This is a genomic window from Pseudomonas sp. CGJS7 (genome assembly GCF_036961695.1).
This window is the reverse complement of the sequence record NZ_JBAMDI010000022.1, coordinates 1-19422: the sequence shown is the minus strand read 5'-3', so window position 1 is coordinate 19422 and position 19422 is coordinate 1. Positions and strand designations below refer to the sequence as shown.

Here is a 19422-nt window from a genome sequence, read left to right as displayed (position 1 = left end):
AACAGAAACGTTCGAATAATTACCCAAGCCCTTGCCTGCAGGCCTTTGCGCCGTACTTAAGCATTAACTCGCAATTCACTCTCTAATAAACACAATAAGAGGTTAAGAGTGATGGCATCTCGTATTTCCGGTCGCTCGGGACCGTTGTCGGTACTTGCCTCATCAGTACTTTTTTCTGCATCTGCCGGTGCCGCTCAGTTTCACTGGGGTGAACTTGAGGGGCAATTCGACTCGGCGCTTTCCTTTGGTACCAGCCTTGCGACTGCCAACCCTGACCCGGCCCTGCACAACAGCGCCAACAGCGATGACGGCCGCCTGAACTTTGCCTCCGGCGATGTGTTTTCAGCGGTGTTCAAAGGCACCCATGACCTGGAGCTCAAGCACGACAACCTGGGGGTGTTCCTTCGCGGTACCTACTGGTACGACACGGCCCTGCGTGATCACGATCAGCGCTTCAAGCAGGTCGAGGACAACAACCGCAAGCGCTCAGCCAAGACCGCAGGCAGCCAGCTGCTCGATGCCTTCGGTTACTACCTTTACGACATCGACGGCCAACCGGGTTCGCTCAGGCTGGGCAAGCAGGTGGTCAACTGGGGTGAGAGCACCTTCATCCAGGGCGGACTGAACGTCATCAACCCCTTCAACCTGGCGGCCTTGCGCCGCCCCGGCTCGGAAGTGAAGGACGCGCTGGTGCCGGTGAACCTGTTCTACTTCACCCAGAACCTCACCGAAGCGCTGTCGGTCGACGGTTTCTATCAGCTGGACTGGGAACAGACCCAGCTCGACAACTGTGGCACGTTCTTTTCGAACAACGACTTTTTGCCCGATGGGTGCGATGGCCTCGACGTGGGCGCCAAATTGCTCGGCAACCCCACAGCCGTGGCGGGGCTTGCGCCGTTCGGTGTGAACCTCACCAGCGAAGGCGTGCGCATACCTCGCGGCAGCGACCAGGATGCCCGCAACAGCGGGCAGTGGGGCGTTTCGCTGCGCTGGTACGTGGCGGCGCTGGACACCGAGTTTGGTGCTTACGCGGCGAACTACCACAGCCGCACGCCTTACCTGGGTACGGTCAGCAGCCCGTATTTCGACAACCGCCGTTTCGCCCCGCAGTTGTGCGCCAACCTCGCTATCGGGCTTGCAGACTGTGCCGCTTTTCTGGGTTCCAGCGCAGGCCAGTCGCTGGTCGGCGCGCTACGCCTGGGTACCTCGCAGTACCGGGTGCAATACCCCGAGGACATTCGCCTCTACGGCCTTTCGTTCTCCACCACCCTGCGCACCGGCACGGCGCTGCAGGGGGAGCTGAGCTACCGGCCGAACATGCCCATGCAGCTCAACGGTACCGACATCATCCAGTCGCTGTTGAACGTCGATGGCCGCTCGCCATTGCTGGGTGACGGCCTGCGGCCAGACAGCGCCAGTACGTTGTTCGACGGCTACCGCCGTAAAGAGATGACCCAGTTGCAGGTAACCGCTGTTCACGCTTTCAGCCAGGTGATGGGGGCCAACCAGTTGCTGTTGATAGGCGAGGCGGGCGCCACCTACGTCGGCGGTCTGGAGGGCGCCTATGGCCCCCGTTACGGGCGCTCGGGCACGTTCAACAGCGGCGAACTGGCGGACAACAGCGTGTGCGTGGCCATTTCCAAAACCCCTGAGCATTGCAACGACGAAGGCTTCATGACCCCGTTTTCCTGGGGCTACCGGCTGCGCGCCACCTGGGCCTACCCCAACGTGATTGCCGGCTTCGACCTGCGGCCGAACCTGTCCTGGGCACATGACGTGCACGGCACCGGCCCGGTGGAGGGGTCGGCGTTCAGCGAAGGCTCCAGGGCCATCAGTGTCGGGTTGGATGCGACGCTCGCCAGCACCTACAGCCTGAGTGTGTCGTACACCGACTTTATCGACGGCGACTATGGCACCCGCGGCGACCGGGACTTCATCTCGCTGAGCCTGGGCGTCACTTTCTGAGGGCATGACAATGAAAATGCGCATGGTGATGATCGGTCTGTTCTGGGTCAGCGGCGCGCTGGCGGCAGCCGGCCTGCCCGACAACCTGACCCCGGTGGGGGCCGAGCGTGCTGCCAGCCCCGACGGGCGCATCCCGGCCTGGCAAGGTGGGTTGAGCGCGGCCCAGCAACGCCTGGGCGACAACGGCACGCCGCTGGACCCGTTTGCCGATGAGCAGGCTCTGTACCGGATCACGGCCGCCAACTACCGGCAGTACCGAGGTCAGCTTACCGACGGCCAGGTGGCCTTGCTCAAACGCTTCCCAGCCAGCCTCAGCTTGCCGGTGTATCCCACCCACCGCAGTGTTGCGGTACCCGACGCGGTCGCGGCATCGGCCGCCCGCAACGCCGAGCAGGCGCAGCTGGATGACCAGGGCAACGGTGTGCGAGGTTTCACTGGCGTCATCGCCTTTCCGCGGCCAACCAACGGCCTGGAGGTGATCTGGAACCACCTGACCCGGCATCGCAACGTGAGTTACAGCCTGAGCTCCGACAGCGTCACGCCGCTGAAGAATGGCCGCTTCGTGCTGATGAGCGCGCGTCAGGAAGTGGCCCGGCCCGAAGGTTTGGCCCGCCTGGGGGAGGGCAATGTACTTTATTACTTCACCTACCGCATGACGGCGCCCTCGCGGCTTGCCGGTGATGCGATGGTGGTGCACGAGACACTGGACCAGGTCGCCGAGCCGCGCTTGTCCTGGGTGTACAGTGCCAGCCAGCGGCGGGTACGGCGGGCGCCGAACATCGCCTATGACACCACCGGCCCAGGCACCGCCGGCCTGCGGACCGCCGACAGCCGCGACATGTTCAATGGCGCGCCGGACCGGTACGACTGGAAGCTGCTGGGCAAGCAGACACTGCACGTGCCCTACAACAGTTACCGCTTGGCATCGCCCGAGCTGCGCTATGCCGACCTGATCAAGCCAGGCCACATCGACCCGGCACCGACCCGCTACGAACTGCACCGGGTATGGGTCGTGGAGGCGACGTTGAAGCCCGGGGCGCAGCATATCTACGCCAAGCGCCGGTTCTACCTGGATGAAGACACCTGGGCCATTCTCGAAACAGACAGCTACGACGCGCGTGGCGAGCTGTGGCGCACCTCACAGGCCCATGGTTTCTTTCACCCCGGCGGCCAGGTGGCAGTCAACGCCATGGAGGTCACCTACGACCTCAAGAGCGGACGCTACCATGCATCGGGCTTGATCAACGAGCAGCGTCGGCCCTTTGCTTTCAATGTGCGCACCAGCCTTTCGTACTTCTCGCCCGGCGCCCTGCGCAGCTTTGGTGTGCGCTGATGGGCGTGCCTGAACCACGGCCTGACTGGTCGCGGCGGCTGTTGGGGCAGGGTGAAGCGCCTGATCCGCGCTTCACGCTGGCCAACGAACGTACCTTCCTGGCCTGGGTCCGGACCGCGCTGGCGCTGCTGGGTGGCGCAATCGCCATCGAAACCTTCGCCGGCCACGTCCTCGAGACACCCCTGCGGCTGTGGCTGGTCGCTGGCCTGATGCTGCTGAGTGCATTGCTGAGCGCTGGCGCCTGCCTGCGCTGGCTGCGGGTAGAGCGGGCATTGCGTCAGCGACGTCCGTTGCCGTTGCCGGCACTGGTGCCCTTGTTGGCGCTGGGCTGCCTGGTCGCCGTACTGCTGGCAGGTCTGGTCCTGTGGCCACGCTGGCATGGGTGATCCGGGCCTGCAGGCAGAACGCACCGAGTTGGCCTGGCGGCGCACTGTGCTGGCGCTGGTGGTGGTGGCGGGGTTGGCCTGTCGTCAGGGCGATGTGTACGTGCTGACATTGGCGGGCGTGGCCGCGCTGGCGCTGCTGACTCGCCAGGGACGGCGTTACGAGCGGGGCCTGGCGATGTTGCAGGCCGAGCGCGGTCAGCCTGCGCCCTGGGGAGTGCTGGCACTGGGCAGCGTGGTGTGGCTGATGGCACTGGCAGGCTTGTGCCGGTTGGCGAAGGGCGGCTGAGCACAGTGCCGGCGCCGCCCGCTGCCGCTCAGGGCGTGACGATATTGAAGCGCGAATCAGCCTCTTCCAGCCCCCCCATGAATTGCAGGAACTTCACCCGCTCGCCTTTGATTTCGATTGCCCCTGCTGTGGCTTCCTTGAGAAAGCCTGTCTGCTTCAAGGCAATGCTGTCCAGTGTCTGTTTGCGCATGATGACCTCTACATCGGCCTTGGCGTGGCGCGCCAGGTCGCGGTGGGTGAGGACGCCGTTGCGCAGGGTGAGGGCGTAGTCTTCGTCCAGGTCGGAAAACCGCCAGTTGATGGTCAGGTCGCTATCGGCAGCCTTGTAGGCATTCACCCGCACGCCCAGGTAGTCGAAAAACAGGCTGGGTGTCAGGGCCCGCACCATGTCATCGGCATTGCCGCCACTACCCGCACCGGCGGCCACGCCTGAGCGCAATTCCTGCGCGCCACTGAGGTAGGCATTGCGCCAGGTGGTGTTCTCACTCTGGTAACCCAGCTGCTCGAGCGCGTCGGCCTGCAATTCGCGGGCCTCGGTGTTGTCCGGCTCGGCGAATACCAGATGGTTGACCAATTGCGCCACCCAGCGATAGTCGCCCTCGGCGAAGGCCTGGCGGGCCTGGGTCAGCACCTGATCGGCACCTCCCATGGCCGCCACGTAACGCTTGCCGGCCGCTTGCGGTGGCAATGGGTCGAGGTTGGCCGGGTTGCCGTCGTAGAACCCCATGTAGCGTTGATAGACGGCCCTGACGTTATGGCTGAGCGAACCGTAGTAGTCGCGGCTGTACCATTTGCTTGCCAGGCGCGGCGGCAGATTGGCCAGGGTCTGGGCAATTTCCATGGGTGTCTGGCCTTGATTGATCAGGCGCAAGGTCTGGCTGTCGAGGAAGGCGTACATATCACGCTGGTCAGCCAGGTAGTCGCGGATGGCCGCTTTGCCCCAAGTGGGCCAGTGATGCTGGGCGAACACCACCTCGGCCTGGTCGCCATAGCGCACCAGCGACTGGTCCAGGTAATGGGCCCACACTTTCGGATCGCGCACCAGTGCCCCGCGCAGCGTCAGGACGTTGTGCTGCACGTGGGTGGCGTTCTCGGCCATGCACAGTGCCTTGAACGCCGGGAAATAGATGTTCATTTCCGCCGGCGCCTCGGTGCCCGGGGTCAGTTGGAACTCCACCTCCACGCCGCTCAGGGTCATGCGTTGCAGCGGTTGGCTGATTTCGAGCGTCGGCGCGATGAGGCTGATGGTGGCATTGGCCGGGACGCCCTTGCCCAGTCCGGCATCCACCTGGCCTCGCGGCCCGCGAGGCAGGGGGGAGCCGTACATGTACTGGGCGCGGCGCTTCATGGCCGGACCGGCCAGCACGTTCTCACCGATGGCATGTTCAAAGAACCCCTCGGGCGCGATGACCTGGACTTTGCCAGCCTTGACGTCCGCCTCGTTGATCACCCCGCGCACGCCGCCGAAATGGTCGACGTGCGGGTGGGTGTAGATCACCGTGGTCACCGGCTTGCGCGGACGGTGCTTGAAGTACAGTTCCAGGCCCGCCTTGGCGGTCTCCACGGCAAGCAGCGGGTCGATCACGATCAGCCCGTCCTGCCCCTCGACGATGGTCATGTTGGCCAGGTCCAGGCCGCGAAGCTGGTAGATGCCCTCGGTGACCTTGAACAGCCCGGCGATGTTGTTCAACTGAGCGAGTCGCCACAAGCTCGGGTTTACCGTGGCAGGGGACTGCGCCGGCGCCAGAAAAGCATACTGGGCCAGGTTCCACACGGTCTTGCCATCGGCCGTCGCGACTGGCCCGTCGAACCGCTCGACCAGCCCACGCCGGGCTGTTTCGTAATCGACGCGATCCTCGAAGGGCAACCGTTGCAGCCACTGCTGGTTGCTGGCCTGAGTGGCCGGGGTGGCATCCTTGGCCGCTGTTGCGGCCAGGCTCGGAAGGGGGGCCAGCAGGGCAAGCGCCAGCATCGACAGTGAAAAACGCATGGGATGTCCTTGTTGTTCTTGGGGCAGAACACTCTAGGGGAGGGGCTTGCACACCAGCCAATACCAGAGCGGCATGGCCGCTATCGCGTTTCCTGATGGCTTCAGGCCGGGGGCAGCGTGAGGATCTGTTCGACCAGCCAGGCCAGGGCGGGGTCGTGCTGACGGTGGCTCAGGTGCACCAGTTCCAGTTCGAAAGGCTCCAGGGCAAAAGGCAGTTCGTGCACCGCCAAAGGCAGCAGGTGCGCAAACTGTTGGGCCAGTTGCCGCGGCAGCACCACACACATGTCGGTGGCTGCGGCCAGATGGGCGGCCTGCAGGTAGTTGGGCGTGGTATAGGCGATTTGCCGGGTCAGGCCTTGCTCGGCCAGCCACTGGTCGACCATGCCCCGGGTCTGGCCGCCGTGCACCCAGATGTGCCGCAAGCCCAGGAATGCGTCGAGGTCCAGTGCCTGGCCTGGCGCCAGGTGCGGGTGCTGTTTGCGCAGCGCTATCTGCAGGGTTTCACGGCGCCAGGGGTGGCGGGTGAAGCGCGCCGGCACCTCGTCGAAACGGCCCAGTACCAGGTCGAGGTCGCCCCGGTCCAGCGCCTCGGCCGGCAGGTTGGGGGCCAGGTGCACCACGTCGATGCGCACGTTGGGGGCCAGTAGCTCCAGCCGCGCCAGGAGTGGCGGCATGCACAGCTGTTCGACGAAATCGGTGAGGGCAATGCGCAATTGGCGATGGCTGCGCTGAGGCTCGAAGCCATCGCCGGTGCCCAGCGTCTGCTCGATCTGCTGTAACGCCGCACGTATCGGCCCCTCCAGTGCCAAGGCCCGTGGCGTCGGGTGCATGCGCCGGCCCACGCGGACCAGCAGCGGGTCGCCCAGCTGGTCACGCAGGCGCGCCAGGGCATTGCTCACGGTCGGCTGGGTCAGGGCCAGACGCTCGGCTGCCCGGGATACGTTCTGTTCACGCAGCAACATGTCGAAGACGCGCAGCAGGTTCAGGTCGAAGTTCGAAATATTCATGCTGAAAATATATGGCATACGAAATGGAAATTTCAAAAATACCTTCGGCCTGCTTAGGGTGATCACAGTCCTCATACCTACAAGAAAGCAGGAGCGTTGCGCGTGAATACTCCCTTCCCGATCAATCAGGTGGCTGTGATAGGTGCAGGCACCATGGGCCGCGGCATCGTCATCAGCCTGGCCAACGCCGGGCTGTCGGTGCTGTGGCTGGACTGCAACGCGGCAGCGCTCGAAGCCGGGCTGGGCATGGTCAGCCAAGCCTGGGCCCAGCAGGTGGACAAGCAGCGCATCACCCAGGCCCAGGCCGACGCCTGCCTGGCGCGTGTGCAGGTAGTGGACGGCTATCCGGCGTTGGCGGAGGCCGACCTGGTGATTGAAGCGGTGTATGAAAACCTGGCGCTCAAGCAGGAAATCTTCCGTGCACTGGATGCACACCTCAAGCCACGGGCGATCCTGGCCAGCAACACCTCGGCGCTGGACATCGACGCGATTGCCGCCGTCACCCAGCGGCCGTCCCAGGTCCTGGGGCTGCATTTCTTCAGCCCCGCGCATGTCATGAAGCTGCTCGAAATCGTGCGTGGGACGCACACCGATCAGAAGGTGCTCGACGCCGCCCGCGCGCTGGGCGAGCGCATGGGCAAGGTGGCGATCGTGGCAGGCAACTGCCCAGGGTTCATCGGCAATCGCATGTTGCGCAACTATGTGGGCGAAGCGCGCAAGTTGCTGCTTGAAGGGGCGTTGCCTCACCAGGTGGATGCGGTGCTGCAGCAGTTCGGCTTCGCCATGGGGCCGTTCCGCATGTACGACGTGGTGGGCATCGACCTGGAGTGGCGCGCCCGGCAGTTGGCCGGGCAAGGCATGCATGACCCGCTGGTGCAGGTCGATAACGCGCTGTGCGAGCTCGGCCGCCTCGGGCAGAAGACCGGGCAAGGCTATTACCGCTATGCGCCCGGCAGCCGACAGGCCGAGCATGATCCGCAGGTCGACGCCCTGGTGCTGCAGGTGTCCCAGCAGCTTGGCTATCGACGCCGGGGCATCAGTGCCGAGGAAATCCTCGAGCGCTGCCTGCTGGCACTGGTCAACGAAGGGGCGAAGGTTCTCCAGGAAGGTATCGCCGCCAGCAGCGGCGACATCGACCAGGTCTGGCTCCACGGCTATGGCTTCCCGGCTGCCACTGGCGGGCCCATGCGCTGGGCTGACGAGCAGGGGGCGCCGTTTATCCTGGCCCGGCTGGAATATCTGCAGGGCGTGCTTGGCGAGCATTGGCGCCCGGCTGGGCTGCTCTACTCACTTGTGGCCGGTGGCAAGCGTTTCGAACCGCGTGGGGAGGTTCAGGCATGAACTACCAGGCGCCCCTTCGCGACATGCGTTTCGTGCTGCATGAACTGTTCGACCTGAGCGGACATTGCCAGCAACTAGGTATCGAACTGGACCGCGACACCCTCGACGGCATCCTTGAGGAGGCCGCACGTTTCACTGGCCAGATCATCGCACCGCTCAATCGCAACAGTGACGAACAGGGCTGTCAGTGGGTGGGCGGTGAGGTCACCACCCCGGACGGCATGCGGGACGCCTATCGGCAATACGTCGAACATGGCTGGGCCAGCATGACCGGGCCGCAGGCCTATGGTGGGCAGGGGCTGCCGCAGATGGCATCGGCCAGCTTCCATGAAATGCTGATGGCGGCGTCGTTGTCGTTCCGCATCTACTCCGGCCTGACCGAGGGCGCGGTCCTGGCGTTGCATCGCCATGGCAGCGAGCCACTCAAGCAGGCCTACCTGGGCCGGATGGTCAGTGGCGAGTGGGCCGGCACCATGTGCCTGACCGAGCCGCAGGCCGGCACCGACCTGGCTTTGCTGCGCACCCGCGCCCAGCCGGAAGCGGACGGCAGCTACCGCATTACCGGCAGCAAGATATTCATCAGTGGTGGCGAGCAGGACCTGACCGACAACATCGTTCACCTGGTACTCGCGCGCCTGCCTGATGCGCCGGCCGGTGTCAGGGGCATCAGCCTGTTCCTGGTGCCTAAGCTGCTGCCCGGTGGCGAGCGCAATGCGCTGGGCTGCGGGGCGCTGGAGCACAAGATGGGCATCAAGGGGGCCTCGACCTGCGTGATGAACTTCGACGGTGCCCAAGGTTGGCTGGTGGGGGAGGCCAACCAGGGCCTGGCCTGCATGTTCACCATGATGAACGATGCCCGCTTCCAGGTCGGCCTGCAGGGGCTTGGTATTGCCGAGGCCGCTTTTCAGGGAGGGCTGGCCTATGCCCGGGAGCGTCTGCAGTCGCGCTCGCTTGCCGGGCCGGTGGCTGCGGAAAAACCTGCCGATCCGATTATCGTCCATCCAGACGTGCGCCGCATGCTGCTGACCCAGAAGACCCTTACCGAAGGCTGTCGCATGCTGGGCATCTACACCGCTCGGCAACTGGATCTGGAGCACGGTGCGATAAGTGCACCGGCGCGCCAGGCGGCAGCTCGGCGGGCGGCGTTGCTGATCCCTATCGTCAAGGCGTTCTTCACCGACGTCGGTCAGGAAGTCGCCAGTCTTGGGGTGCAGGTGTATGGCGGTCACGGCTACATCCGCGAGTGGGGCATGGAGCAGTTGATGCGCGATAGCCGCATCACCCAGCTTTATGAAGGCACCAACGGCATACAGGCTCTTGACCTGATACGCCGCAAGGTCCTGGGGGACGGCGGGGCCGAGCTCAATCTGCTGATCGACGAAATGGCGCTGCACGTCAGGGCTGCCAATGCGCTCGGCGGCCTGCAGGCCATGGCGACGGCCGTGGGGCAACGTTTGGAGGAGTGGCGCGCCTTGTCCGCCCACGTGGTCGAGGCCTGTGAACGTGACCCTCAGGAGTCAGGGGCAGTGTCGGTTGATTTCCTTGCCTACTCGGCCTACGTGCTGTTGGCGGCGATGTGGTTGCAAGCGGCTGTGCGCGCTCAGGCAACGCTTGCCGCCGGCAGCGCGGAAACAGCCTTCTACAGGGCCAAGCTTGACGCCGCAACGTTCTACTGGCGGCGGATCCTGCCCCGCGCCACTGCTCACCGCGAGGCCCTGCTGGGTGGCGCGGATTGCCTGATGGCGCTACCGGCGAGCGATTTCGCGTTCTAGCGCACGGCAAACCACACGAACAAGGAGAGTGCGATGCAGCCTTTCAGCTTTGCCACCACTGCGCAGATCCTCTGCGAACCCGGCGCGGTGCAGCGCCTTGCAGGTCTGTGCCGTGAGCGCGGTGCCAAGCGTGTATTGATCGTCAGTGACCCGGGTATCGCCCGCCTTGGCATGCTCGATGACCTGCTGCCGGGGTTCACGGCAGCCAAGGTCGGTGTGGCGATCTTCAGTGAGGTTACGGCCGACCCCAGCGAGGCATGCGTGCTGGCGGCCGCCCAGCGCGCCCGGCATATCGGCGCCGATCTGGTGGTGGGGTTCGGCGGCGGCAGCTCGATGGATGTGGCCAAGCTGGTTGCGTTGCTGGCCCACCGCGACTGTTCGCAGCCCATCGCCGAGCTGTACGGCATCGACAGGGCCAAGGGCCGCCGGCTGCCGTTGATCCAGGTGCCCACCACGGCAGGTACCGGTTCGGAGGTGACGCCGATCGCCATCGTCACCACCGGTGCCACCACCAAGATGGGCATTGTTTCGCCGCTGCTGTTGCCAGACCTGGCAGTGCTCGACGCCGTCTGCACCCTCGGCTTGCCATCGGCGGTGACTGCTGCTACCGGTATCGACGCCATGGTGCATGCCATCGAAGCCTACACCAGCCGCCTCAAACGTAACCCGCTATCCAGCCTGCTGGCCCGTGAGGCGCTGCGGCTGCTGGCGGATAACCTTGACCAGGCTGTGCACAATGGCGGCAACCTGCAGGCCCGCCAGGCCATGCTGCTGGGGGCTTGCCTGGCCGGCCAGGCCTTTGCCAATGCACCGGTGGCGGCGGTGCATGCCCTGGCCTATCCGCTGGGTGGGCACTTTCATGTTCCCCATGGCCTGGCCAACGCGCTGGTGCTGCCGCATGTGCTGCGCTTCAACCTGCCGGTGGCGGCAGTGGACTACGCCGAATTGGCCGTGCCGCTGTTGGGGGCCCGTTTGCAGCCCGGTGATCAGCGCCAGCAGGCAGAACAATTCGTGGCCGAGCTGGCCGCGCTGAGCAGCCGCTGCGGGTTACCTGACCGCCTGCGCGACGCCGATGTACCGCGTCATCGGCTTGGCCAGCTGGCCGAAGACGCGATGCAACAGCAGCGCCTTTTGGTCAATAACCCGCGTGAAGTCACCCAGGCCGATGCGCTGGCCATCTATGAGGCAGCCTACTGATGAGCTACCTCCGGCAACGTGAACACTATCGGCACTTCACGCCTATAACCACCCGATGGCACGACAACGATGTCTATGGCCACGTGAACAATGTGGTCTATTACAGCTTTTTCGACAGCGCCGTGAACCGCCTGCTGGTGCGGGAGGGCGGGTTGGATATCGACCAGGGGAGGGTGATCGCGCTGGTGGTCAGCTCCGCCTGCGACTACCAGGCGCCGGTGGCCTTCCCGCATGACATCGAAGTGGGCCTTGCGGTGGGCCGGTTGGGCAACACCTCGGTGCACTATCAGTTGGCCGTGTTCCTTGCCGGTCAGCCATCGGCCTGCGCCATCGGCCGCTTCGTCCATGTATTCGTCGACCGCGAAGGGCGGCGCCCGGTGCCGGTACCTGACTACCTGCGGCGCGTGTTGAGCGAACTGCAGCCCCTATCCCCTGAGGAACAGCCATCATGAAAGACGCCGTGATCGTCGCCACTGCTCGCACACCTATCGGCAAAGCCATGCGTGGTGCCTTCAACGACCTGAAAACCCCCAGCATGACGGCTGTCGCTATCCGCGCCGCGGTAGAACGTGCCGGTATCGAACCGGCGCAGGTCGATGACCTGGTGCTGGGGACTGCCATGCAGAGCGGCACTGCCGCGATCAACCCGGGTCGGCTGTCGGCGCTGGCCGCCGGCCTGCCCCAATCGGTCAGCGGTCAGACCGTCGACCGCCAGTGCGCTTCAGGCCTTATGGCCATTGCCACGGCGGCGAAGCAGATCATGGTTGATGGCATGCAGGTGACCATTGGCGCAGGTCAGGAGCAGATCAGCCTGGTGCAGCAGGTGCACAACCAGCTGGCCAGTGAGGCTTACGACCCCGCAGTGCTGCGCATGAGCGAGCACGCCTACATGCCGATGTTGCAAACGGCCGAACGGGTGGCCCGGCGTTATGGCATAAGCCGCGAAGCACAGGATGTCTACGCCCTGCAGTCTCAGCAGCGCACGGCGGCGGCGCAGGCGGCAGGGTTGTTCGCCGCTGAAATCGTGCCGGTCACCGCACGCAAGAAGGTGGTGGACAAGCTGACAGGTGTTGTCAGCCATGAAGAGGTGCGCCTGACCCAGGACGAAGGGAACCGACCGGCAACGACCCTGGCCGATCTACAGGGGCTCAAGCCCGTGGTCGAAGGCGGTTGTGTCACGGCCGGCAATGCCAGTCAGTTGTCCGATGGCGCCAGTGCCTGCGTGCTGATGGAGGGCGCGCTGGCGGCGCGCTCGGGCATCGCGGCCCTGGGGCTTTACCGCGGTATCGCCGTGGCTGGCCTGGCCCCCGAGGAAATGGGCATCGGCCCGGTATTGGCGGTGCCCAGGCTACTGCGCCAGCAGGGCCTGACGGTAGACGATATCGGGCTATGGGAGCTGAACGAGGCGTTTGCCTGCCAGGTGCTGTATTGCGCCCAGCAGTTGCAGATCGACCCGGCGAAACTGAACGTCAACGGCGGCGCCATTGCTATCGGCCACCCCTATGGCATGAGCGGCGCGCGGATGGTCGGCCATGCGCTGCTGGAGGGCAAGCGTCGTCAGGTGAAGTACGTGGTCGTGACGATGTGCGTGGGCGGCGGCATGGGCGCAGCGGGCTTGTTCGAGGTGCTTTAGGCCCGTACCCAGGGCCAGCCCATGGCGCTGACCGGGACGCAGGCGCAACCCGCGCCCACAGTGTCCCGGCCAGGGCTGGTTATGAGCCTACAGCAACCGCGTGGCGCGAAGCCGGCTGTGGCAATTGGCGGAAGCCTTCACGGATGGCAGCGATCAGTTCCGCTTCCTTGACGGGGCACAAGCCGGGGAACGGTTTTTTGGCATGGGTGAGCACGGCTTCGACGCTTGCCTGGTTATCGCGGTAAACCTGCCTGATTGCCTGGCTTTCCATGTCCTTGCTGTCGCTGCAGTTCAGGGCGTGGTGAATGGCGAGGCCTGCGCCAAACGCCAGGGCCGGGGTTGCAATACCGTGCTTGCGGGCAAGGTCGATGCTGCTGAGGATGCGTTCGTTGCGTTGCAGCTTGCGCAAGGGGTCGCGGCCTACCCGGGCGCAGGGGTCTTTGAACGAGGTTTTGCAGCGCTCGAGAAATGCCTCGGCAAAGCGGCTGACCACCTCGGCCATCTGTGGGTATTCGGCCACCAGTGCGGGCGCGACCTCCTGGCGAATCAGGCGCTCGGCCAGTTCACTCACCCGCGCATCGCCCATGCCCTGGCCGACCCAGGCATGGCCCAGCAGGCTGGCGTACCAGGCCACGATGGCATGCGGGCCGTTCCACAGGCGGTTCTTGATGATCTGGATCTGGGCGATGTCTGGCACTGTCTTCACCTGGCGCAGGCGTTCGAGCAGATCGCTGCCGCGTTCGGCGTAAAGCGGCATGTCAGCTTCGCTGTTGAACAGCACCAGATGCAGTTGGCTCATGGCGCTGCTGGGCTGTGCAAAGGGCCTGAAGTGGCCGATCAGCCGTTCGTACTCTGGTAGCGGCGTTGAAGGTTTGCGTGTGCTTGCGGGCTCGTCTTCCAGGCTGTTCTGGAACATCTGCGACTTGATGCGCAGCTGCCGTACCAGCGCGTCATTGCCCAGTTTGGACACGATGCGGCTGACCACCGTTTCGGCGAAATGGGTCTTCTGCAAAACCTGCTCGCTGATCGCAGGCGGGCACAGTAGCGACAGCTCGGCTTGCACATGACGCCGCACGAACGCCGCACCGCCAACCTTGTTCAGCACGATCAGCAGGGTCAGCTCCCGGCCTCGGCGCTCGAAGCGTTGCAGCAGGCCTTGGGCGATCACTTTGGCCTGGCTTCTGATGGCCTGCTCGGGCAGGCTCAGGCCGATGATTTCGGCAGTGGTGTACATGCCGATGACGGCGTCGTCGTCATCCATGTCGATCATGCGCACGTTGTCGATGGTCTGGTCGAACGACGTGGCACCGTAGCGCACGCTGTAGCGGCCGAAGGCGCTGACGCTTTCGCGCAGCATGCGCGAGCGGGTTGCGGCAATGATTTCACGCGGTCGGGTGTAGCCGTCCCAATGGGAAAATACCTGCGTCAGGTAACCGCCGCCGATGGCGCCGAAACCATGAATGCCCACGCTGAACTGGTTCATCGAGGCCGGGAACGGCTCGCTCAATGCAGGCATACCCAGGTCGGGTACGCACTCGCTCAGGTCGGCGAGAAATTCATGCATGCTGCGGTAGGCTTTGAGCGCGCCTGCCTTGATTTCCGGCGCAGGCGGCTTGATGTCCTCGATCAGGATCGCCTGCCCTTCGGCGCGCATCGCTGACAGCATGCCGTTTTCCGAGTCCTCGACCATGAAGCACTGGCCTGGCTCGCAATTGAGCGCGCGGGCGGCTTTCAGGAAAATCTCGGGGTGGGGTTTGCCTTGGCTGACTTCATCGCCACAAACGGTGATGTCGAAGTACTTCAGCACGTTGGCGTTGATCAGGTATTCCTCGGCGATGGCACGGCGGCTGGAGGTGGCCACCGCCATGGTCAGGCCCGACTTGCGCAGGCGCTCCAGCACCTCCAGCAGGCCGGCCTTGATCGGTACGCCGTGATTGCGCACATACTCCAGTTCAAGTTCATCCGCGCGTTGGCGGATTTGTGCGTACGGGAAGTCTTCGCCGTTATGCGCCTTGGCGAGGGCTTCGGCCTTCTTTGCGCTCAGGCCCAGCGAGCCAATCAGGGTCTGCTCGCTCAGCGCTTTGCCGAAGATTTCCAGAGAAGCTTGCTTGAGTGTCCTGAAGCGCAGGCGCTCGGTGTCGAAGAGGGTGCCATCCATATCGAAGATGGCGCTGAAAATCTGTTTACCGTGAAAGAAAAGCATTGGCTGTTGCCCCTTGTCGTTGCGTCAGGCACTCCGCCTACAACAGGCGAGTACGGTGTGTGAGCTGCAGAGGAGGCAGTCAGGTCGGGGGCACACGTTCGACAGGGGGACGCTCAGGAGTGACGCAGAGGTAAGGCGGGGCGGAGCGGGGCGTGCAGAGGAGGTTGGCAACCGTTGAGGCGAGGCGGGTGGCGCGTTTGGCCTTGAGGTCACGCCCACTGGCTGCAGTCGGTTTCGCAGGCAGTGGGCGCAAATAGCGATGGATACGTGTGATTCCAAGCATGAGGTGCTTTGCTTCCTTTTCGTCATGGGTGATCCTTTTTCAGCCTTGCACGTATGCGCCGCGACATGCAAGGCTTGGCCTCCCGCTCGCATTGCGCAACAAGGTGAACCCCAATGACCCAAGCTACCGACCAGGCCTTTTACGATCGCGCCGATGCGCACATCGAACTGGCGAACCAGCAGATCGAAAAGTTCGAGGACCTGGGCAAGGTAAGCGCCTCGCTGACCTTCGGTGCCGCGCGCTTCAGCGCCTGGATGAGCGCCCGCAGCTTCAAGAGCGGCGCGGAGCTGGGTGCGGCACGGGAAGAGATTCTGAAGTACTTCTGTGATCAGTACCGGATGATGCTCGAGGACAACCTCGATGAGCATGTCGAGCATTTTGACCGGTACATGCTGGGCAAGAACGACTAAGCCAGGTGCGCCGCTTCCCTCAGCGATTTGGCCATTTCTGCAGCAGGATCGAAACGAATTTCTCCGCAGCCGGCGACAGCGATGCGCCGCGCCGGTACACCAGCCCTAGCGTGCGGGTGACTTGCGGCTCGATCAACGGCACGCTCACCAGCGTGGGGTGGTCGGCGTTGGGCATGGCCAGGCTGGGCATGGCCGACACACCCAGCCCGGCCTCGACCATGCCCAGTGACGTGGACAGGTGTTGCACTTCGTAGAACCACTTGGGCCGCAGGTTGAGCCCGGACAACGCATGGTCCAGCAGCATGCGGTTGCCACTCAGGCGGCCGACGCCGATCAGGCGGTAATCAGCCAGCTCTGTCCAGGTAACGGAGGCGCGATTCGCCAGTGGGTGGTCACGCCGGCAGGCCAGTACAAAGTGCTCCTGCACCAGCGAGACAAACTCGATGTCCGGGTGCTGGCCGCTCATCATATTGATGCCGAAGTCGGCCTCGCCACGCAGCACGGCCTCGAGCCCGTCGTTGGCGCTAAGGTCCAGCAGGCGAATGCGGATTTTCGGGTATTGCTCGTTGTAATCGCGGATCACCGACGGCAGGAAGTAGAACGCCGCGGTAGGAATGCAGGCGAGGGTAACCTGACCGGTCTGGCGCTCGGCCAGTTCGCGGATGCTGAGGATCGAGTCTTCAAAATCATCCAGCAAGCGCCTGGCCTTGGGCAGGAAGTCGCGGCCCACGCTGGTCAGGCTGACCCGGCGAGTGGTGCGTTCCAGTAGCGAGGTGCCCAGGCCTTCCTCCAGTTTCTTGATCCGCCGGCTCAGGGCCGGCTGGGACAGGTGAAGCGCTTCGGCGGCCTCATGAAAACTGCCAAGTTCGGCGATTTTCACGAAAGATCTGATGTCTTGCAGCTCATATTCCATAAGAAACCTTCGACTGGCCTGGCGCTATATTGATGTTTGAATCGCAATAATAGCTACGATATTTGCATTGGATTGATTTATCCATCCCTGTCACTCTTTTGCTCACAGCATCAATGATGTCCATTGATCAACAAGAGTGCGAAATCATGCAACGAATTCCTTGCGTACTCATGCGCGGCGGTACCTCCAAAGGGCCGTTCTTCCACGCCTGGGACCTGCCTGCCAATGTGGTCGAGCGCGACGAATTGCTGATCAACCTGATGGGCTCTGGCCATGAGCTGGAAATCGACGGCATCGGTGGCGGCAGCCCGCAGACCAGCAAGGTGGCGATCATCAGCCCGTCATTGCATGCCGACGCCGACGTCGACTACCTGTTCGTGCAGGTGATGGTCGCACAGCGCCGGGTCGATACGGCCCCCAACTGCGGCAACATGCTGTGTGCGGTTGGGCCGTTCGCCATCGAACAGGGGTTGGTAAAAGGCCAGGAAGGCAAGACCTTGGTGCGTATCCGTAACCTCAACACTGGCACCTTCGTCAATTCGCTGGTCGAAACGCCCGGCGGTATCGTGCGCTACGAAGGCCGCACGGCGATCGATGGGGTACCGGGCACTGCCGCCCCGGTGCACCTGACCTTCCTCGACGCGGTTGGCAGCAAGACTGGCAAGCTGTTCCCCACGGGCAAGGCCCAGGACGTGATTGATGGCGTGCCGGTGACCTGCATCGACATGGCCATGCCGATGATGGTGGTAGAGGCCAGCCAGCTGGGGGGCAGCGGCTCGGAAACCCCTGCTCAGCTAGACGCCAACAGCGCGCTGCTCGAACGCCTGGAAGCGTTGCGGCTGAAGGCCGGAAAGGCCATGGGCCTGGGCGATGTCAGTGGCATGGTCATCCCCAAGCCAGTGCTGGTGTCCAAGCCGCGCTACGACGGCACGCTGCAGGTTCGCTATTTCATGCCACACAACTGCCATCGTGCCTTGGCGATCACTGGAGCCGTGGGGCTGGCGACTGCCTGCGTCAGCCCTGGCACCGTGATTGCCGACCTGTTGGGCGAAGGCGCGCAGCAACTGGCCGAGGTCCGCCTGGAGCACCCAAGTGGCGGCATCGATGTTGCGCTGACGCGCAGCGGTGCCGACGGCCAGACGATCCAGGCTTCGGTGGTGCGAACCGCCCGGCGGCTCTTCTCAGGGTTCGTCTACGCCCCTACATTCCGCAGGTTGGCCGGGTAGTTCCAGGCACCGATCCAGACCTGCACATTCGTAACAAGCGCATCCGCACAATTTCAACAATGGGTGATGCCATGAGACTCGCCAAATCGCTGTATTTCCAGATTCTCTGCGCCGTCCTGCTGGGCGTGGTGGTCGGACACTTCTGGGCGCAACAGGCCGTGGCCCTCAAGCCGCTGGGTGATGCGTTCATCAAGCTGATCAAGATGATGATCGCGCCGGTGGTGTTCTGCACCATCGTCACCGGCATCGCCGGCATGACCGACAAGCGTTCCCTGGGCCGCTTGATGAGCAAGACCCTGCTGCTGTTCCTGGGGCTGACGGTGGTCAGCCTGGTGATCGGACTGGCGGCGGTCTATCTGTTCAAGCCAGGTGCCGGCATGAACATCGATCCTGCCACCTTGAGCACGGCGGGCCTGAGCCAGTACACCGCGTCGGCTGCCAAGCTGAGCGTGGTGGACTTCTTCATGCACATCATCCCGGACACCTTCATCGGTGCCTTCAACAAGGGTGAGGTCTTGCCGGTCCTGTTCATCGCCGTACTCAGCGGTTTCGCCCTCTCGTCGATGGGCGAAAAGGGCAAGCCGGTACTGGATGTGCTGGAGTCGGCCTCGACCATGGTGTTCCGCATCTTCGGCTACCTGATGCGCTTTGCCCCGGTCGGCGCTTTCGGCGCTCTGGCATTCACCGTGGGCCAGTACGGGATTACGTCCCTTGGTGCGCTGGCCAAGCTGGTGGGGACGTTGTACATCGCCTGCGCCTTCTTCGTGCTGGTGGTGCTCGGTGGCATCTGCCGCGCCCATGGCTTCAGCCTGTGGAAGCTGCTGCGCTATTTCCGCGAAGAGTTCCTCGTGGTGCTGGGTACTTCTTCAACCGAGCCGGTGCTGCCGCGCATGCTCGAGAAACTCGAGAAGCTTGGGTGCAAGAAAGGCGTGGTCGGCCTGGTGCTGCCCACTGGCTACTCGTTCAACCTGGACGGTACTGCGATCTATCTGTCGTTGGCAGCCGTGTTCATCGCGCAGGCCTGCAACATCGACCTGAGCCTGGGCCAGGTAGTCACCATGCTGGCGATCATGCTGCTGTCCTCCAAGGGCGCGGCAGGCGTCACCGGCAGCGGTTTCGTGGCCTTGGCCTCGACCCTTACCGTGATCCACGACATTCCCCTGGCCGGCCTGGCCCTGTTGATCGGGGTCGACCGCTTCATGTCGGAAGCCCGTGCGCTGACGAGTCTTGCCAGCAACGCAGTGGCGACGGTGGTGGTTTCGCTGTCGGAAAACGCCTGTGACCGCCAGACGCTGCACAGCCGCCTGAATGGCGAGCCGGTGGTCAGCCCCGTCGCTGAAACAGCCGACTGGGTCGCCGAACCACACCGCCACGGCTGAGCCTCGACACCCTCAAGCTTTTTGCAGGCCCCCACCAGGCGTTGCCGGGTGGGGGTCAGGGGGCCGTCTGCGCTGCAGGTGGCCACGTAGACAATAAA

At 63.9% G+C, this 19422-nt stretch carries 16 protein-coding genes; 12 read left to right on the top strand and 4 right to left on the bottom strand.

What is annotated here, in order from left to right:
- Positions 1-111: 111 nt before the first annotated feature.
- The 4 genes from V7787_RS15615 to V7787_RS15600 are packed head-to-tail and all read left to right on the top strand — an operon-like array spanning position 112 to position 3970.
- Positions 112-1965 (top strand): DUF1302 domain-containing protein, encoded by a 1854-nt coding sequence (locus V7787_RS15615; protein WP_336088586.1) that lies wholly within the window; start codon positions 112-114, stop codon positions 1963-1965.
- Between the two features lie 22 nt (positions 1966-1987).
- A complete protein-coding gene (locus tag V7787_RS15610) occupies positions 1988-3298 on the top strand; it encodes a DUF1329 domain-containing protein (RefSeq protein WP_104887268.1) in 1311 nt (436 codons plus the stop codon).
- Positions 3298-3684, top strand: coding sequence for a YidH family protein (locus V7787_RS15605; protein ID WP_020191763.1), 387 nt, complete (start codon positions 3298-3300; stop codon positions 3682-3684). The genes V7787_RS15610 and V7787_RS15605 overlap by 1 nt, the downstream gene beginning before the upstream one ends.
- On the top strand, positions 3677-3970 hold the full coding sequence (locus V7787_RS15600) for a DUF202 domain-containing protein (RefSeq protein WP_049586660.1): 294 nt from the start codon (positions 3677-3679) through the stop codon (positions 3968-3970). The genes V7787_RS15605 and V7787_RS15600 overlap by 8 nt, the downstream gene beginning before the upstream one ends.
- A 28-nt stretch (positions 3971-3998) precedes the next feature.
- On the opposite strand, the gene V7787_RS15595 is transcribed toward V7787_RS15600, so the two are convergent.
- Together V7787_RS15595 and V7787_RS15590 are read right to left on the bottom strand one after the other, a co-directional pair.
- A complete protein-coding gene (locus V7787_RS15595; protein WP_336088585.1) occupies positions 3999-5960 on the bottom strand; it encodes an alkyl/aryl-sulfatase in 1962 nt (653 codons plus the stop codon).
- A gap of 101 nt (positions 5961-6061) precedes the next feature.
- Positions 6062-6985 (bottom strand): LysR family transcriptional regulator, encoded by a 924-nt coding sequence (locus V7787_RS15590; protein WP_064492351.1) that lies wholly within the window; start codon positions 6983-6985, stop codon positions 6062-6064.
- An 84-nt stretch (positions 6986-7069) separates the two neighbouring features.
- On the opposite strand from V7787_RS15590, the gene V7787_RS15585 reads away from it, so the two are divergent.
- From V7787_RS15585 to V7787_RS15565, 5 genes are read left to right on the top strand one after another with little or no spacing between them, the layout of a single operon-like run.
- Positions 7070-8308: a 3-hydroxyacyl-CoA dehydrogenase gene (locus V7787_RS15585; RefSeq protein ID WP_064492350.1), complete on the top strand. Its 1239-nt coding sequence runs from the start codon at positions 7070-7072 to the stop codon at positions 8306-8308.
- Complete coding sequence (locus V7787_RS15580) at positions 8305-10080, top strand: acyl-CoA dehydrogenase C-terminal domain-containing protein (RefSeq protein WP_064492349.1); 1776 nt, start codon at positions 8305-8307, stop codon at positions 10078-10080. The genes V7787_RS15585 and V7787_RS15580 overlap by 4 nt, the downstream gene beginning before the upstream one ends.
- A gap of 33 nt (positions 10081-10113) precedes the next feature.
- Positions 10114-11277, top strand: coding sequence for an iron-containing alcohol dehydrogenase (locus tag V7787_RS15575; protein ID WP_020192317.1), 1164 nt, complete (start codon positions 10114-10116; stop codon positions 11275-11277).
- Positions 11277-11729, top strand: a complete 453-nt coding sequence (locus tag V7787_RS15570) for an acyl-CoA thioesterase (protein WP_064492348.1) — start codon at positions 11277-11279, stop codon at positions 11727-11729. Before V7787_RS15575 ends, V7787_RS15570 begins: the two co-directional genes overlap by 1 nt.
- Positions 11726-12910 carry an acetyl-CoA C-acyltransferase gene (locus V7787_RS15565; protein ID WP_064492347.1) on the top strand — a complete coding sequence of 395 codons (1185 nt, stop codon included), beginning with the start codon at positions 11726-11728 and terminating at the stop codon, positions 12908-12910. The genes V7787_RS15570 and V7787_RS15565 overlap by 4 nt, the downstream gene beginning before the upstream one ends.
- A gap of 79 nt (positions 12911-12989) precedes the next feature.
- On the opposite strand, the gene mtlD is transcribed toward V7787_RS15565, so the two are convergent.
- A complete protein-coding gene (gene mtlD / locus V7787_RS15560; protein ID WP_064492346.1) occupies positions 12990-15113 on the bottom strand; it encodes a bifunctional mannitol-1-phosphate dehydrogenase/phosphatase in 2124 nt (707 codons plus the stop codon).
- Positions 15114-15509: 396 nt separating this feature from the next.
- Here mtlD and V7787_RS15555 point away from each other — a divergent pair, with 396 nt between their 5' ends.
- Entirely contained in the window at positions 15510-15806 is a 297-nt protein-coding gene (locus tag V7787_RS15555) for a DUF3144 domain-containing protein (protein WP_020191613.1), read from the top strand.
- Positions 15807-15825: 19 nt separating this feature from the next.
- Here the strand turns inward: V7787_RS15555 and V7787_RS15550 are convergent, their stop codons facing one another.
- Positions 15826-16719, bottom strand: coding sequence for a LysR family transcriptional regulator (locus tag V7787_RS15550; RefSeq protein WP_003247268.1), 894 nt, complete (start codon positions 16717-16719; stop codon positions 15826-15828).
- Between the two features lie 146 nt (positions 16720-16865).
- Here V7787_RS15550 and V7787_RS15545 point away from each other — a divergent pair, with 146 nt between their 5' ends.
- A complete protein-coding gene (locus V7787_RS15545) occupies positions 16866-17945 on the top strand; it encodes a 4-oxalomesaconate tautomerase (RefSeq protein WP_081273237.1) in 1080 nt (359 codons plus the stop codon).
- A gap of 71 nt (positions 17946-18016) precedes the next feature.
- Positions 18017-19324 carry a dicarboxylate/amino acid:cation symporter gene (locus tag V7787_RS15540; protein ID WP_026031899.1) on the top strand — a complete coding sequence of 436 codons (1308 nt, stop codon included), beginning with the start codon at positions 18017-18019 and terminating at the stop codon, positions 19322-19324.
- Positions 19325-19422 lie beyond the last annotated feature (98 nt).

What these genes read in the sequence shown, in the direction of transcription:
- V7787_RS15570 (WP_064492348.1), top strand. Translation starts at nt 11,277, where the DNA reads ATGAGCTACCTCCGGCAACGTGAACACTATCGGCACTTCACGCCTATA.
- mtlD (WP_064492346.1), bottom strand. Translation starts at nt 15,113, where the DNA reads ATGCTTTTCTTTCACGGTAAACAGATTTTCAGCGCCATCTTCGATATG.
- V7787_RS15555 (WP_020191613.1), top strand. Translation starts at nt 15,510, where the DNA reads ATGACCCAAGCTACCGACCAGGCCTTTTACGATCGCGCCGATGCGCAC.
- V7787_RS15565 (WP_064492347.1), top strand. Translation starts at nt 11,726, where the DNA reads ATGAAAGACGCCGTGATCGTCGCCACTGCTCGCACACCTATCGGCAAA.
- V7787_RS15590 (WP_064492351.1), bottom strand. Translation starts at nt 6,985, where the DNA reads ATGCCATATATTTTCAGCATGAATATTTCGAACTTCGACCTGAACCTG.
- V7787_RS15615 (WP_336088586.1), top strand. Translation starts at nt 112, where the DNA reads ATGGCATCTCGTATTTCCGGTCGCTCGGGACCGTTGTCGGTACTTGCC.
- V7787_RS15540 (WP_026031899.1), top strand. Translation starts at nt 18,017, where the DNA reads ATGAGACTCGCCAAATCGCTGTATTTCCAGATTCTCTGCGCCGTCCTG.
- V7787_RS15605 (WP_020191763.1), top strand. Translation starts at nt 3,298, where the DNA reads ATGGGCGTGCCTGAACCACGGCCTGACTGGTCGCGGCGGCTGTTGGGG.
- V7787_RS15595 (WP_336088585.1), bottom strand. Translation starts at nt 5,960, where the DNA reads ATGCGTTTTTCACTGTCGATGCTGGCGCTTGCCCTGCTGGCCCCCCTT.
- V7787_RS15550 (WP_003247268.1), bottom strand. Translation starts at nt 16,719, where the DNA reads ATGGAATATGAGCTGCAAGACATCAGATCTTTCGTGAAAATCGCCGAA.
- V7787_RS15610 (WP_104887268.1), top strand. Translation starts at nt 1,988, where the DNA reads ATGGTGATGATCGGTCTGTTCTGGGTCAGCGGCGCGCTGGCGGCAGCC.
- V7787_RS15580 (WP_064492349.1), top strand. Translation starts at nt 8,305, where the DNA reads ATGAACTACCAGGCGCCCCTTCGCGACATGCGTTTCGTGCTGCATGAA.
- V7787_RS15545 (WP_081273237.1), top strand. Translation starts at nt 16,866, where the DNA reads ATGCAACGAATTCCTTGCGTACTCATGCGCGGCGGTACCTCCAAAGGG.
- V7787_RS15600 (WP_049586660.1), top strand. Translation starts at nt 3,677, where the DNA reads ATGGGTGATCCGGGCCTGCAGGCAGAACGCACCGAGTTGGCCTGGCGG.
- V7787_RS15575 (WP_020192317.1), top strand. Translation starts at nt 10,114, where the DNA reads ATGCAGCCTTTCAGCTTTGCCACCACTGCGCAGATCCTCTGCGAACCC.